Annotated in this window: 17 protein-coding genes and 1 other RNA gene; 7 read left to right on the top strand and 11 right to left on the bottom strand. The window is 49.2% G+C overall.

What is annotated here, in order from left to right:
• Positions 1-65: 65 nt before the first annotated feature.
• From pqiB to nudE, 4 genes are read left to right on the top strand one after another with little or no spacing between them, the layout of a single operon-like run.
• On the top strand, positions 66-1,706 hold the full coding sequence (pqiB, locus tag BQ5809_RS07290; protein WP_003787570.1) for an intermembrane transport protein PqiB: 1,641 nt from the start codon (positions 66-68) through the stop codon (positions 1,704-1,706).
• 1 nt (position 1,707) lies between these two features.
• Positions 1,708-2,238, top strand: a complete 531-nt coding sequence (locus tag BQ5809_RS07285; protein ID WP_003787572.1) for a PqiC family protein — start codon at positions 1,708-1,710, stop codon at positions 2,236-2,238.
• A gap of 15 nt (positions 2,239-2,253) precedes the next feature.
• Positions 2,254-2,790, top strand: coding sequence for a hypothetical protein (locus BQ5809_RS07280; RefSeq protein WP_003787574.1), 537 nt, complete (start codon positions 2,254-2,256; stop codon positions 2,788-2,790).
• A gap of 22 nt (positions 2,791-2,812) precedes the next feature.
• Entirely contained in the window at positions 2,813-3,370 is a 558-nt protein-coding gene (nudE, locus tag BQ5809_RS07275; protein ID WP_003787577.1) for an ADP compounds hydrolase NudE, read from the top strand.
• 187 nt (positions 3,371-3,557) lie between these two features.
• On the opposite strand, the gene pssA is transcribed toward nudE, so the two are convergent.
• The 3 genes from pssA to BQ5809_RS07260 form a co-directional block, all read right to left on the bottom strand.
• Positions 3,558-4,376, bottom strand: coding sequence for a CDP-diacylglycerol--serine O-phosphatidyltransferase (gene pssA / locus BQ5809_RS07270; protein ID WP_003787578.1), 819 nt, complete (start codon positions 4,374-4,376; stop codon positions 3,558-3,560).
• Between the two features lie 168 nt (positions 4,377-4,544).
• Positions 4,545-5,354, bottom strand: a complete 810-nt coding sequence (dapB, locus tag BQ5809_RS07265) for a 4-hydroxy-tetrahydrodipicolinate reductase (RefSeq protein ID WP_003787583.1) — start codon at positions 5,352-5,354, stop codon at positions 4,545-4,547.
• Positions 5,351-5,728, bottom strand: a complete 378-nt coding sequence (locus BQ5809_RS07260) for an outer membrane protein assembly factor BamE (RefSeq protein WP_003787585.1) — start codon at positions 5,726-5,728, stop codon at positions 5,351-5,353. The genes dapB and BQ5809_RS07260 overlap by 4 nt, the downstream gene beginning before the upstream one ends.
• A gap of 180 nt (positions 5,729-5,908) precedes the next feature.
• On the opposite strand from BQ5809_RS07260, the gene fur reads away from it, so the two are divergent.
• Complete coding sequence (gene fur / locus BQ5809_RS07255) at positions 5,909-6,334, top strand: ferric iron uptake transcriptional regulator (RefSeq protein ID WP_003791078.1); 426 nt, start codon at positions 5,909-5,911, stop codon at positions 6,332-6,334.
• Positions 6,335-6,517: 183 nt separating this feature from the next.
• Here fur and BQ5809_RS07250 read toward each other — a convergent pair whose 3' ends face one another.
• The 4 genes from BQ5809_RS07250 to BQ5809_RS07235 form a co-directional block, all read right to left on the bottom strand.
• Positions 6,518-7,297, bottom strand: coding sequence for a TatD family hydrolase (locus tag BQ5809_RS07250; protein ID WP_003787590.1), 780 nt, complete (start codon positions 7,295-7,297; stop codon positions 6,518-6,520).
• Between the two features lie 226 nt (positions 7,298-7,523).
• Positions 7,524-7,916, bottom strand: a complete 393-nt coding sequence (locus BQ5809_RS07245; protein ID WP_003787592.1) for a PilZ domain-containing protein — start codon at positions 7,914-7,916, stop codon at positions 7,524-7,526.
• Positions 7,917-7,966: 50 nt separating this feature from the next.
• Positions 7,967-8,965: a DNA polymerase III subunit delta' gene (gene holB, locus BQ5809_RS07240; RefSeq protein ID WP_003787593.1), complete on the bottom strand. Its 999-nt coding sequence runs from the start codon at positions 8,963-8,965 to the stop codon at positions 7,967-7,969.
• A gap of 12 nt (positions 8,966-8,977) precedes the next feature.
• Entirely contained in the window at positions 8,978-9,481 is a 504-nt protein-coding gene (locus BQ5809_RS07235) for a DUF1841 family protein (RefSeq protein ID WP_003787595.1), read from the bottom strand.
• Positions 9,482-9,580: 99 nt separating this feature from the next.
• Here BQ5809_RS07235 and ssrA point away from each other — a divergent pair.
• Positions 9,581-9,946: a transfer-messenger RNA gene (gene ssrA / locus BQ5809_RS07230) on the top strand.
• Between the two features lie 68 nt (positions 9,947-10,014).
• Here ssrA and argA read toward each other — a convergent pair.
• The 4 genes from argA to mgtE form a co-directional block, all read right to left on the bottom strand.
• Positions 10,015-11,334 carry an amino-acid N-acetyltransferase gene (gene argA / locus BQ5809_RS07225; protein WP_003787597.1) on the bottom strand — a complete coding sequence of 440 codons (1,320 nt, stop codon included), beginning with the start codon at positions 11,332-11,334 and terminating at the stop codon, positions 10,015-10,017.
• Positions 11,335-11,410: 76 nt separating this feature from the next.
• On the bottom strand, positions 11,411-12,205 hold the full coding sequence (locus BQ5809_RS07220) for a hypothetical protein (RefSeq protein ID WP_003787599.1): 795 nt from the start codon (positions 12,203-12,205) through the stop codon (positions 11,411-11,413).
• Positions 12,206-12,220: 15 nt separating this feature from the next.
• On the bottom strand, positions 12,221-13,108 hold the full coding sequence (gene prmA, locus BQ5809_RS07215; RefSeq protein ID WP_003787600.1) for a 50S ribosomal protein L11 methyltransferase: 888 nt from the start codon (positions 13,106-13,108) through the stop codon (positions 12,221-12,223).
• Positions 13,109-13,230: 122 nt separating this feature from the next.
• Positions 13,231-14,664, bottom strand: coding sequence for a magnesium transporter (gene mgtE, locus BQ5809_RS07210; protein ID WP_003787603.1), 1,434 nt, complete (start codon positions 14,662-14,664; stop codon positions 13,231-13,233).
• Between the two features lie 303 nt (positions 14,665-14,967).
• On the opposite strand from mgtE, the gene BQ5809_RS07205 reads away from it, so the two are divergent.
• Positions 14,968-15,216, top strand: a complete 249-nt coding sequence (locus BQ5809_RS07205) for a transposase family protein (RefSeq protein WP_231954140.1) — start codon at positions 14,968-14,970, stop codon at positions 15,214-15,216.
• The last annotated feature ends 15 nt before the right edge of the window (positions 15,217-15,231 follow it).

Here is a 15,231-nt window from a genome sequence, read left to right as displayed (position 1 = left end):
GCAGCCTGCATTATTTAAATCCCATGTTGGGTTGCGACCCAACCTACTACCCCCATAAAACCATTATGACCCAACACACCCCAGAACCCACTCACACCGCCCAAGTCCGTGGCAGCCGCACGCTGGCATCAACCGTTTGGCTGATTCCTGTGGCGGCAGCCATAACAGGTATTTGGTTACTCACGCAACAAATCAACAGCAAAGGCCCAGAAATCAAACTTCTGATGGACAACGCAGACGGCATCGCCATCAACACCACCACCGTACGCGTGTTGAATGTAGAAGTCGGGCGCGTGAGTCATATCCGCCTGCGCCCCAATCAACAAGGCGTGGAAGTAACCGCGCAGCTAGACCGCGATGTTGCCGACATGATGCGTAAAGACACGCAATTTTGGGTGGTTAAACCGCGCATAGACCAAAACGGTGTAACAGGATTAGGCACATTGCTATCGGGTTCGTATATTTCGTTTGCCCCAGGTAGCAGCGAAGAAGAAGCCAGCGAGTTTAAAGTAGATGAATTGCCGCCCATTACCGCAATGGGGCAACAAGGTTTGCGCCTAAAACTGATTGGACGCAACAGCAAAATGATTGGCGTAGGCAGCCCTGTTTTGTATGAAAATCATATTGTTGGTACGGTAGAATCCTCCAAATTCAACCCAACTACACAAAACGTGGAATACAGTATTTTTGTACAAAGCCCCAACGAGAAGTTGATTCAAAGCAACAGCGAATTTTGGTTAGATAGCGGAGTGAATGTGCGTTTGGACGGCGGTGGTGTCAAAATTGATAGCGCACCACTTTCCGCCATTTTATCGGGTGCGATTTCGTTTACCACGCCTGCGGCAGCGGTTGGACAAAATGTGCAGGCTGCTTCTAATAATCAAGAATTTACCATTCACAACAGCCGCGCTGAAATTGAAAACCAACCTAGCGAACGCACTTTGTATTATGTGGCGTTTTTCAAGCAATCGATTCGCGGCTTGGACGTGGGCGCACCTGTGGAATACAAAGGCATTCGCATTGGCACAGTGGCGCAAGTGCCGTATTTTCAAGACGGCGATAGCCACAAATTATTGCAAAACGGCTGGATTCCCGTGCGCCTACGCATTGACCCAAATTTAATGGAGCAGGGCGATGTCGCACAAAGTCGTGAATATTGGCAACAACAAGTGCAGGCTGCTTTGAACCATGGTTTAATCGCCACGCTGGCAAGCAACAATTTGATTTTAGGCAGCAAAATGGTGGAATTGGTAGAAAACCCAAGCGTGCAAACCGTGAAGCCGCACACGCAATACGATGGACACACCGTTATTGCCACCGCCAGCAGCGGCGGTTTGGACGAATTACAAGCACAGTTATCCAGCTTGTTAGCCAAATTCAACGCCTTGCCACTGGATAAAACCGTAGGCGAACTCAATGGCAGCCTGCAACAGCTCAAAGCGACTTTGGCATCGGCAAACAAATTGATTTCGCAAAACAGCACGCAAAAAATTCCAGCCGAACTGAATGCCACTTTGCAAGAATTGCGTCAAACGCTACAAGGCGTGTCACCCCAATCGCCCGTGTATCAAGACATTCAGCAAACGCTCAACCAATTAAACCGCACCTTGCAAGACGCGCAACCGCTGATTCGCACGTTAAACGAAAAACCAAATGCGTTGATTTTTAACCACAGCGGACGCGACCCTGTGCCACAAGGAAAATAACATGAAAACATGGCTTTATCTTGCCAGCTTAACCGTACTGGCGGCTTGTTCCAGCACACCCACGCAGCATTATCAACTGCCCGATAGCGCGTTGTTGTTGCCCACTCAAACCGCCGCGCAAAAAGTAGTCAGCATCAAAGTGGTGCTGTCCGAACCCTTAAACGGCAGCAGTTTGTTGTATCAAAGCGATGCCAACACGCTGCACATCGCGCAACAGAATCTGTGGGCAAGTCCGCTGCATCAAAGCGTGGCGACTTCACTGGCAAACAAGCTCAATCGCCAACAAAGCAGCCTGCACTTTCGCCCAGCGGATTTGAATCACGCCAACCCAAACACGCTAACGGTTTACCTAGACCGCTTTCAAGGCAGCTACATGGGCGACACCGAAATCAACGGCTACGTGCAATGGCACGACCAACGCATGCGCCCAGTCCGCGCCGTTACGCCACAGCAAGGCAATGGTTACGATGCGATGTTGCGTAGCCTAGATGCTGGGCTGAACCAAATTGCCGCGCAGATTGTGATGCCATAAAGAGAACACAATACTATGCTATCCCTTAATTTAATCAACCACTTATTGCAACAAAATCCAAGCGTTTGCCACGAATTATCGGGCTACAACGGCTTGGTGCTTGCCGTTCGCGCAGGCAGCCTGCACATTGTGGGGCGATTCAACGAACACGGCTTGCTAGACCCGACGCGACGCTACCCCAACGCCAGCTTGATTTTGCACCCCGATGCCATTGGTCAAATCGTGCAAGGCAAAATGCCCAGTTTCAGCGATTTAGCCATTGAAGGCGATGCGGCGCTCGGCATGGGTATTTTGTTGCGTTGTAGCCAGTTGCGCTACACGCCACACGCCGATTTGCGTCGTTTACTGGGCGATGAAGTTGCACAAAAATGGCTTGCCCAAGCGTCCAAATGGGGCAATGTGTTACAAGTGGTGGGACAAGCCTTGCTGTTCCAAGCCAGCCAAATCGGCACGCAAAACACACGCGAACAAGCGTTGCAACAAGAATTAGCAGCCTGCACCGAAGAATTGCGCCAACTGCGCCAACGCATTGAGCAGTTGGAACGCCGCTAATCTTCATCACAAGGAAAACATCATGTCTATTTTGCAGTCAGACCAAATTCGCCCCGAAATTTTGGCGGTTCGCACCGTTGCCCAAACCGCCGTGTTTGAAATTCAATCGGTGGACTTGCGGTTTAGCAATGGCACACAGCGCACTTATGAACGCCTAACGCCTGCGCGTCGTCCTGCCGTTATGGTTTTGCCGATTGAAAATAATGAGTTAATTATGATTCGGGAATACGCCGTTGGCACGGAACGCCACGAACTCACTTGCGTAAAAGGCTTGATTGATGCAGGCGAAACGGCAGCGCAAGCCGCGAACCGAGAATTGCAAGAAGAAATTGGACACGGCGCAAACCATTTGACCTTTGTGCGCGAGTTGTATTCATCGCCCAGCCATATGTATAGCCCGATGCACGTTTTTATCGCGCAGGATTTGTATCCGTCTGTGTTGCAGGGTGATGAGCCAGAGCCGCTGCAAATCGTGCGTTTGCCCTTGTCGGATTTGGACGATTTGATTGGACAAAGCGAAATGGGCGATGCGCGGGTTTTGTCGGCGTTGATGTTGTTGCAGCGTTGGCTGCGTAGTTAAATATAGTGAATTAAATTTAGATTAGTACAGCGTTGCCAACTCCCTTATGTACTAGCTGTACACGGCGGTCGTTGTCGCCTTGTCCTAATCTAAATTTAGTCCACTACAAATCATATAAAAAAGTGCAGGCTGCTTTTTAACGGATTTTTCCGCTACAAAGCAGCCTGCACTTTTCAATACAATCAATTTATTTCGCCTGACAACATTTCCACTTTTGGCGCAACCAAACCACATAGCCCGATAAGCTGTACACAAAAAAGAATACAAACAACACCAAAGCTGGGTCTAGCACAAACAGCATCAAAAACAGCAGCAAGCCAATCATACCCATAAACGGCACTTTTAAATTGGGGCGAATTTCTTTGAAGCTCCAAAATTTCACTTGCGCGACCATGGATAAGCCTGCAAACAATGTCAGCAAAATCACCCACACGCTGGCGTGGTCAAACAAGCCGTTGTAGCCATAATCTAGCCACACCACGCTGGCGATTAAAGCGGCAGCAGTTGGGCTGGGAATGCCGATAAACCATTTTTTGTCCACTTTGCCAATGAGCGTGTTAAACAAGGCAAGGCGCAACGCGGCACACGCGCAATACACAAACGCCACGCAATAACCCAGTTTGCCAAATTGATACAAATGCCAGTTGTACACAATCAGGGCAGGGGCAACGCCAAAGCTGACCATGTCTGCCAAGCTGTCTAGCTGTTCGCCAAACGCGCTTTGGCTTTTGGTTAAACGTGCCACACGTCCGTCCATGCCGTCCAAAATCATGGCATAAAAAACCGAAATGGCGGCACTTTCAAAGCGTCCGTGCATGGATTGGGTAATCGCATAAAACGCGCAAAACAACGCCGCAATCGTGAACGAGTTGGGCAACAAATAAATGCTGTTTTCGCGCAATATTTGGATTTTGCTGCTGGTGCAGGCTGCTTTTTCTGTTTGCGCGGCTGAATCGGTTTCTGCTGTATTATCGGTATCGAGATTTTGTTGACTTTCTGTGTTCATACCTAACTCCGTTTTTTGAGTGCAGGCTGCTTTTTTGTATCACAGCAGCCTGCACTTTTTATGGATACCATTCCAGAAAAGTAAGCTAACAAGGCGACAACGCCTGCCGTATGCAAATAGCACATAAGGGCGTTGGCAACGCGGTTAGATTATTTTTATGGATTGGTATTACTTCAAGCCCAGCACATCTTGCATATCAAACAAGCCTGTATCGCGCTCGCTCAACCACACTGCCGCGCGAACTGCACCTGCGGCAAACGTCATGCGACTGCTGGCTTTGTGTGTGATTTCTACGCGTTCGCCATCGGTCGCAAACAAAGCCGTGTGGTCGCCCACCACGTCGCCTGCACGAACGGTTGCAAAACCAATCGTTTTCGGGTTGCGCGCGCCTGTGTGTCCTTCGCGTCCATACACCGCGCATTCTTTCAAATCACGCCCCAAAGCATTGGCAATCACTTCGCCCATACGCAACGCCGTACCGCTTGGCGCATCAACCTTGTGGCGATGGTGCGCTTCAATAATTTCAATGTCGTAGCCTTCGTTGAGCACACGCGCAACGGTGTCCAAAATGTGGAACGTTAAATTCACGCCCACGCTGTAATTGGCGGCAAACACAATACCGTGTTGCTGCGCCGCGTTTTGAATCGCCGCTTTGCCTGCGTCATCGTAACCCGTTGTGCCGATAACCATTTTAATGCCACGCGCCGTGCAGGCTGCTATGAGCGGCAACGAAGCGTCTGGGCGCGTAAAATCAATCACCACATCGGCTTGATTCAATGCCGCATCGTAGTCTGACGTGATGTTTACATCTGTTTTGATGCCAATCGCGTAACCAGCGTCCAAGCCCAATGCGTCCGATTGAGCGCGTTCCAACGCGCCGACCAAAGTAGCATTGGGATTCGCGCAAACCGCTTCCACCAACACTTTGCCCATACGTCCGTTTACGCCTGCAATCGCGATTTTTACTGTGTTACTCATTGTGCTGTACCTTGTTGTTTATTGGCGATTTCTTGACGTGCATAATCCAAAGCATCGCCTTCTACGCGAGACACCAAGCCATTTGCATCAAAAAATACCGCCAAAGTGCGCGATTCTTTCACTTTGCCGCCGCGTGTTACTTGATAAAAATAATCCCAACGGTCTTGACGGAAGCTCGGGCGCAGCAACGGCATACCAATTTCCATGGCAACTTGTTGGCGTGACATACCTGTTTTGACCGCCAACACCGCTTCGGCTTCCAATGGAATGCCTTGTACCACAGGCAATTTATAATAAGGCAGTTTTTCTACCACAGTCGGGGTGCAGGCATTTAAGCCCAATAATGCAGCAACAGCTAAAACAAAGGGTTTCACGTTTGCAACCTTTCATTCAAAAATCAGATAAATTGGAAAGATACCACACTCGCCCTTGTCAAAATAGTTTTATTGAAAACTTTTATCATCAAAGTACTGGGCAAATGGATAAAAGATGCTATTATACGGCAATTCATACGCTTACTAACACTATCTCAATCAACAGGAAAGAATTTGTATATGAACAATATTTCACAATTAAAAGACAATGGTTTAAAAGTAACAGGCCCGCGCCTAAAAATCTTGGATTTATTTGAAACCCACGCAGGTGCACATTTGAGTGCGGAAGATGTTTATCGTATTTTGCTGGACGAAGGCATTGAAATTGGCGTGGCAACCATTTATCGCGTTTTGACTCAATTTGAACAAGCAGGCATTTTGTTGCGCCACCATTTTGAAACAGGCAAAGCGGTGTACGAATTAAATCAGGGTGGACATCACGACCACATTGTGTGCGTCAAATGCGGCTCTGTAACCGAATTCCACAACGAAGAAATCGAAAAATTGCAAGACAAAATTGCCCAAGAAAACGGTTTCCGCATTGTGGACCACGCATTGTATATGTATGGTGTGTGCAGTTCGTGCCAAAGCAAAGAGAAACGATAAAAACCCAAAAAAGCAGCCTGCACTTTTGTTGATTTAAAGTGCAGGCTGCTTTTTATATGGCGGATTTAATTTATAGTGAATTAAATTTAGATTAGTACAGCGTTACCAACTCCCTTATGTACTAGTTGTACACGGCGGTCGTTGTCGCCTTGTCCTAATCGAAATTTAATCCACTATACTACATTAAGCAGCCTGCAACGGCTTCACTTTATCAAACAAACGATAAAAATTCGCGCTGGTTGTGGCGGCGATGTTTTCTAGCGAATCGCCACGCAGTTGTGCCAAAAATTCGGCGGTGTGGCGCACATAAGCAGGCTCATTAGGTTTGCCGCGATGTGGGGCTGGGGCTAAAAATGGTGCATCGGTTTCCACCAAAATGCGGTCTAGCGGACAATATTGCGCGGCGGCTTGAATGGCTTTGGCGTTTTTGAACGTGAGTATGCCCGAAAAAGAAATATAGCCGCCCATGTCCAGCACCGCTTTGGCAAAATCGGTATCTTCGGTAAAACAATGGATTAGTATTTTTTCGGCTTGTTGTTCGCGCAACAGGCGGAGTGTGTCGGCAGCGGCATCGCGTGTATGCACAATCAACGGTACTTGGGCGCGTTTGGCGGCGCGAATGTGTGTGATAAAACGGTTGTGCTGCCACGCCAAATCGCCCTCGCACCAATGGTAATCCAAACCTGTTTCGCCAATGCCGACCACTTTGGGGTGTTGCGCGTGTTGCACCAATTCGTTTTCGGAGAACTCGGCAGCGGTTTCGCTATCGGGGTGAACGCCCACGCTGGCATAAATGTGTTCGTGCGCTTGGGCTAGGGCAAACACTTCGTCAAAGGTGTTGCGGCTCACGCTAATGGCAAGGGCTTGGCGTACTTGGTTGGCGGTCATGTTGGCGAACACTTCGGGCAGGCGGTTGGCAAGTCCTTCAAAATTGATGTGGCAATGGGAGTCTATTAAAAACATGATGTTATGTATGATTTAAAAAGCAGCCCTGAACCCTTTGCAAAACCATCTTTGGTGCATTTCTTCGTGATGCGCTTCTCTAATGCTTGACAATATTTCAATATTGCCTGCGCGTTATACGATGCTATCACTTTGAACTGCACTCAAATCTGGGGCTTTGCAAAGGGTTCAGCCTGCACTTTGAATCCAGCAAAAAGTGCAGGCTGCTTTGTGGTTGCAAAATAGTTTACAGCGTATAAGTAGCGCGTTCGTTTGCCAGCAAGCCCGACAAAATCGCTTCAAACAAGGCTTTGGCTTTTACGCCCGAATCGTCCGAACTAAATGCCAAGCCGATGCCTTTGGGGCGACCGCTCGCGCTGGGATTGGCGTTAATCCAGCATACATTGGATTTGATGAACAATTTATCGGTACGCGCAGGGCCAACCAATTCCAATACCAACAACACTTCTTCGCCCATTGTGAATTTGTCGTTAGACGGCAAAAACACGCCGCCGTATTCCAAAAACGACATATAGCTCATGTAAATAATCGGTTTACTTTCCAAGCGTAGTTGCAACATACGACCTGGTGCGCTAGCTGGGGCGGCGGCAGGTGTGGCTTGCGGAGCAGGAGAACTCATAATAATTCCTTCAAAACAACAAATAAATAAAAAATGCAGGCTGCTTTTGTTTATTTAGACTTCGCAGTCAGCATCAACAAATATTCGCCCAATAAATTTTCGGCTTGCATTTTAACATTGAGACTGTGATGTCCGTAAGGGTGCAAGCGATTTAGCTGGGCAATCAACGCAAAAAGTGTGGCAGGATTGGTTTTTTGCGCCATACGTTGCAGGCTGCTTGCGTGGTGCGGATAGTACAACGGTGGCATAGATTGCGTTGCCAAAGACATATCAATCAACCATTTATGTAGCCAATCCAACAGCACCGCCAACGGTAATTTTTGTTTATCAAATTCTGCTGCGTAATCCAAAATCGCCAGCAAACGCGGTTCTGCCAAAATCGCCAACAAACGCTCGCGCAAATCATCTTGCTCGGGATTGTGTTCAAACAACGGCGCGTGGCTGTGAAATGCCAGTAGCTGCTCGGCTTGTTCTGCGTGCTCGGGCTGCTGGTCGCGCCAATAGTGCAAGGCTTGTTCGGGCGATGGCGCAGGCAAGGTCAAAGCGCGACAACGGCTTTTGATGGTGGGCAACAAGCGGTCGCGGTTGTGCGACACCAGCAAAAAAACCACAGCTTCGGGCGGCTCTTCCAGCATTTTGAGCAAAGCATTGGCAGCCTGCACATTCATGCTTTCGGCAGGATAAATCAGCACCACACGCCGTCCGCCACGCACCGAAGTCTGCGTTAAAGGCTCTAAAATCGCGCGAACGGCATCGATTTTGATTTGTTGCAATTTACGCGCATTGCCTGTTTCGCTGCTATCGGGCTGTTCGGGCGTGAGCGAATAAAAATCGGGGTGCGCGTGTTGGGTAAACAAATGACACGATGGACATTGCCCACACGCTTCGTGATTGGATTGTGGCTGCTCGCACAACAAGGCTTGGGCAAAATGCGTGGCAAATGCGCTCTTGCCTGTGCTTTCTTTGCCAACCAGCAACCATGCGTGATGTAGCTGCTGCCAATGCTCGGTCAGTTGTTGCCAAGCGGTTTGATGCCAAGGGTAAATCATGTGCAGGCTGCCTTATTTTCGCCAGCTAATTTTGTCGGACAAAGGAACTTCGTGCGGATTGATTCGCGCATTGTCTTCCTGCCCCAAATTAACCAGTTTTCGTAATTTGGTTATATAGTTATTAACATCTAGTCCACGCCCAAAGCGTTGCGCTTCCCACAGCGTTTCTGCCAAGGCTTCCATCATATCGTGTTCGGCGCGAACCCAATCGTCATTGTATTTGGCGCACAGTTGCGCGTGAATGTCGCGTATGCCAAACGGCTGGTCAATCGCCACTTGCTCTTGAATCGATAAGTGCATAGACAAATGCAAAAATGGGTTGCTTTCGCCTTTATCGGGTGTCCATTCGTAGTCCAAATATTGCTCAATATTGTCCAAAATGGGCGCGTATTCGGTGTGCGCTTGCAAAATGCGTAAGGCTTTGGTTTGCAGCGCGTCCAGTTGCACGGGCGCGAAACGCAATCGCCACACATGGGCAAAAAATTGGCGAACATCGTGGGTGTTTACGTCATACATATCCAAGCAGCCTGCACTTCTATACAAAATAAAAGCGCGTATTATAAAGGATTGTTTTGCAGGCTGCTTAAAACTTGTGTACAATCGCCATTCTCATTTGGGGGCGACTTTGGTTTCGACGGGGGTTGCAAAGCAAATGCGGGCATACCGAGTTCTCAGAGACTCGTAAAACACTGAATCAAAATAGTCGCAAACGACGAAACTTACGCTTTGGCTGCTTAATGCCAAGCTGTTGCAGCAGTTGGTCGATGGACTGTGTAGGGTCAAACCTACGGCAACATCATTTTACATTGACTGGTTTTGTGTCGGGTTACTTGGCACAAAATAAGATTTAAGGTAGCTGGTTTTCTGAAAGCCTGTCTGTCGGCGCGATGAAGACGAGACTTTTAAGTTGGCAAGACTAAGTATGTAGAACGCTTTGTAGAGGATTTTCGGACGGGGGTTCAATTCCCCCCGCCTCCACCAAATATCAAACACCTGAAAATTTTTGGATTTTCGGGTGTTTTTTTGTTTGATGTTGTGCAGGTTGCTTTTTATCCTCCCGCCAAATCCAACACAAAAATCTTCGATTGTCGCGCTTGGGCAAGATATTGTTCACGCCGCTCGTTAGGCAAATCGGCAACGCTTGCTGGCACAAAACCGCGCTCCTGAAACCAATCGGTTGCGCGAGTGGAAAGCGCGAATAATCGTGTTTTGCCCTGCGCTTTGGCTTCTTGCACCAAATGTGCCAGCAAATGCTCGCCATAACCACCGTCTCGCGCGTGTTGCGACACGGCAAGACACGCCAATTCTGCGGCATTGGCTTGGTTGGCAAAGGTTTTCAATTCCACGCAACCGCTAATCTGGCGGTCGTGTTCCAGTACATAAAACTGCGCCAAATGCGCTTCCAAATATTCGCGGCTGCGCGGCAACAACACGCCCTGCTCGGCAAGGGGCTGAATCAGCGCGATGATGTCGGCAATGTCGCGGCTTTGGGCGCGGCGAATGTGGATAAACGGATTTTGGGCGATAGATGTGCCTGCACCGTGTCGCGTAAACAATTCGCGCAATAAATCGCCCTGCTGCACGCCCGATAGAATTTGTACGCGCGATATGCCCTGCTGCACGGCATCAATCGCGGTTTGCAGCAAATGCGTTTGATGCGGCAAGATTTGTTGTTCGCGCAATAATTGTTGTGCTTGTTCGGCGGTCAATTCGGAGTGCAGGCTGCTTTGCGCGTTCATGATGCCTGATTCGGGTATCAAAAAAATCAATTTTTCGGCGGACACGGCTTGTGCGATGTGTTGGGCGACTTCGTCCATTGGCAAATGGTAAATTTGCCCACTTGCCGATGCGGCGAGCGGCGACACTAGCACCACTGAACCATCGTTAAGCGCGTGGGTGATGCCTGCGCCATCTACTTTTCGCACGCCGCCTGTGTAGAGCATATCCACGCCGCCTAACACGCCCAGCGGTTTTGCCGATAGGAAATTGCCTTGTGCAATGCGTAGGCGTGGCGTGCGTTGCGGCGAGTGGGCAAATCCGAGCGACAAAGCAGCCTGCACATCGTAATTTAATTCGCCGTTAATTTGTTTGACCCAGCGGATTAGGGTTTCATCGCAAATCAGCCGTTGCGATTGTTCGCGTATGATGTATTGATTTTGTTGGCATAATTGGCGCAACTGGGTGTCCACGCCATGCACCAGCACCAAGCGTACACCCAATGCGGCAAGCAAATTCAAATCGGCAGCCAAAGTCGGCAAAATAGACGGCTGCAACAAGGCACTCGCCAGCCCAACCACCACAGTTTTGCCGCGCAAATAGTGAATATACGGCGCGGCTTCACGAAAAGCGTGAACAAAAGTATTTTCCATAAACACCTAATAAAAAGCAGCCTGCATAAAAAAAACGCGGCTTTCAACACCGCGTTTTTCAATCAACCAAACCAATCTACGCGCCCAACAACACCCAGTAAAACAACTGCATCACCAGCACTGCCATTGCAGCAATCGTGGCAATCGTCCAGTTGGTGTCGTTTGCTGCTTGCACCACCACAGGCGCAACCGCAGCAGGATTGACTTGTGTGCTAGGCAAGCCGCCTGCCGCGATTTGCGTGGACGGCAACGACATACCCTGACCATCGCCCACCAGCGTGAATACCAAGCTATCGGTATGAATCGTAATATTATTTTGTGGCGAATCCGCACTCAAAGACGCGCTCATCGCAGGCGTGTTCACCGCAGGCTGTACCGAAATTTGTGGCAACTGCGCATTCACGCTGTCTCTGTCCATTAGGTTAAACGCAAACGGCTCGCCCACTTCGGCAAAAGTCGGCTTGTCGGCGGCTTTCGGTTCGCGGTAGGTAAGCGGTTTTTGTGCGTGTTTTATCGCGCTCATCGCGGCAACGGTTTTAACCAGTTTGGGCGATTGCGGTGGCTCGGGCAGCACTTCGGGTTCGGCTTTTTTGGCGACTTCTGCATCGCGCGATTTGCCAAAACCAAACCAAGAACGCACGTGCTGCTCGGCATCATCGTCCATGCTAGTGGACGATTTTTTTGCCGCAGGTGCAGGCTGCTTTTCCTGCTCAATCACATCATTTTGTGCTTGCTTTTTGGACTTTTTGACCAGCTTAAACGAATAATCGCAATGCGGACACAAAGCCTGACCGTCACTTTTTTTCAAATCTTTGGTATCCAACGACACTTGCTCGGTGCAGTTGGGGCAGCTAACAGTAATTTTACTCATTGCTATTTCTTTCCATTATTTCTTCGTGCCACTCAAACACGCCCAGCCTTGCTCGGTTTGCGCTGGGTGCATATCAAACCATTGGGCATAAATCGCGCTCATTTCGTCAATTTGCTCGTCTAGCAAACCCGACAGCACAATGCGTCCGCCTGTTTTGGTGCGGCTTGCCAACATTTCGCCCAGCATACGCAATGGATTTGCCAAAATATTGGCAACCACGACATCAAATTGCCCAGCAGGAACTTGGTCTGGCAAATAAAAAGCAGCCTGCACTTGGTTTTGCGCGGCGTTGTCGTTGCTGGATTTAATCGCTTGTGGGTCAATGTCCACGCCTGTTGCGCTGCCTGCACCCAGTTTGAGCGCGGCAATCGCTAAAATGCCCGAACCGCAACCGTAGTCCAACACGGTTTCGCCGCCTTTCAGGTTTTGGTCTAGCCATTGCAAACACAAATGCGTGGTTGGGTGGCTGCCTGTGCCAAACGCCAAACCTGGGTCAAGACGCAAGTTAATCGCGTTGGCATCGGGCGTTTCGTGCCAAGTGGGCGTTATCCACAAACGCTCGGAAATGCGAATTGGGTCAAACTGCGATTGAGTCAAACGCACCCAATCTTGTTCTTCTAGCGATTCTACTTCATACGCAGGCAGTGGCATTTCGGCTTCTTGAGCGGCGGCGGCAATAGCAGCCTGCACATCGGCATCGGCATCAAACAAAGCAATAATGCGGCTTTGCTGCCAAATTTGATGAGACGGCATATCGGGTTCGCCAAAAATCGGCTGTTCGGCATCGGTGCCTGCGAATGCGTCTTCAATCGCGCTGGACAATGCGCCGTGGTTCATGAGCGCGTCTGAAAACGCTTCGGCTAGGGATTCGGGTAGGGGAATGTAGGCTTGTTGGTAGGACATAGTGGTCAGTCTGTGCAGGCAGCCTGCACGTTAAATTCATAAAAAAATGAGCGTATTTTAACGTAAACAAGCAGCCTGCATGGGATTTTTTACGCGAAATCGGATGCAGGCTGCTTGATGCGTTACAACAAAAACACAGTCGCCAAACCCAAGAAAATCAAAAATCCGCCCGAATCGGTAACGGCGGTAATCAAAACCGAGCTGCCCAATGCAGGGTCGCACCCCAGTTTTTCCATTGCCACAGGAATCAACACGCCCAACACGGCGGCAAGCAGCAAATTGAGCGTCATGGCGGCAACCATCACCAAGCCAATGCCCACGCTGCTATACAGCAACCACGACACCAAGCCCATGACGCTACCCCAAATCAAGCCGTTTACCAATGCCACGCCCACTTCTTTTTTAAGCAAGCGAGCAGCCTGCGCGGTAGAAATTTGCGCGTTTGCCATGGCGCGGACAATCATGGTAATGGTTTGATTGCCCGAATTACCACCAATGCCTGCCACAATCGGCATCAAGGCAGCCAGCGCAACAATTTGGGCGATGGAATGCTCAAACGCGCCAATCACGCGGCTGGCAACAAACGCGGTTACTAAGTTCACTGCCAACCAAACCCAGCGATTTTTAACTGAATCCCACACAGGCGCGAACAAGTCTTCTTCATCGCTCAAACCTGCCATGTTCAACATATCGGCTTCGGTTTCTTCGCGAATAACGTCCACCATTTCGTCCACCGTTAAGCGGGCGATGAGTTTTTTGTTTTCGTCTACCACAGGTGCGGTAATCAAGTCATAACGCTCAAACGCGGTGGCGGCTTCCACCACATCATCGCTGGGGCGGAATTTGACGACTTCTCGCGCCATGATGTTTTCCACCAAATCTTCGGGGTCGGCAACCAGCAATTTGCGAATGGGCAACACGCCTTGCAAGATGTCGTGGTCGTCCACTACAAAGATTTTGTCGGTGTGGTCGGGCAGGCTGTCAAAGCGGCGCAAATAACGCAGCACCACTTCGCAGGTAACATCGGCACGAATGCTGACAATATCAAAATTCATAATCGCGCCGACTTGATCGTCTTCGTAGGACAAAGCAGCCTGCACTTGGGCGCGTTCTTCTTCGTCCAAATCTTTTAGGACTTCTTGCACCACGTTGTCGGGCAAATCTTCCACCAAATCTGCTAAATCGTCTGCGTCCATGTCTTCCATAGCCGCAACCAATTCTTGTGTGTCCATGCTTTCAATCAGGCTTTCGCGCACGGCATCGGACACTTCTAGCAACACGTCGCCGTCTTCTTCGGGAATCGCCAATTTCCACACCAACACGCGCTCTTTGGGTGGCAAACTTTCTAGCACCAACGCCACATCGGCTGGGTGCAATTCGTGCAGCACGCCAATCAGCATTTGCAGCTGGGCGTTGATGAGTGGTTCTTCTAGCGTGTTGTTTTCGGTGATGAAGCTATAAAACGGTAATAACTGTGATGCGAGTTTGTGGATTTGTTCGATGTCGGCAGCCATGCGTTCAGCATCGTTGGCAAATTGTGGTTGATTTTGTTCCATAAAATACTCCGCCTGCCTGCTGGCAAGCGAACCATTCAGGCAAGATGATTAGGGGTGTTGAATAATAATTGCGAACAAACTGGGAAGGTCGTCCATATTGTTGTGTGCCGTGTGGCAAATGGTTGAAAACGGCGCGTATTGTACACGAAAAAGTGCAGGCTGCTTTGTTAATCTAAAAGCAGCCTGCACTTTATTTAATAGATTTTCTGTGAAACAAGTGTTTCATCAGCCGTAAGGTGGGATAAATCCCAGACCTGACAAGTTTTAAATTAAAAGTATAATGCGCGAAGTTTAAACAACCAAATGGACAACACCATTCATTCACTAGAAGAATATTTCGCTCGCATACCCGATACCAGACGTGGAGCAGGCAAACGCTATAATCTAGCCAAAACACTTACAGTCATTGTCGTTGCCATTTTGGGCGGTGCGAAAGGTAATCGCGAAATAGGTGCATTCCTTTCTAATAATATTGATGAATTAAAACAATATCTTGCATGGGATAGAGATAATACACCCAGTTACGAAAAAATCCGCACATCAGAAACCTAGAGACCAAAGGTTTGG

This window comes from Kingella kingae ATCC 23330 (assembly GCF_900111845.1).
GTDB classification, from domain to species: domain Bacteria; phylum Pseudomonadota; class Gammaproteobacteria; order Burkholderiales; family Neisseriaceae; genus Kingella; species Kingella kingae.
This window is presented reverse-complemented; position numbering and strand designations above follow the sequence as displayed.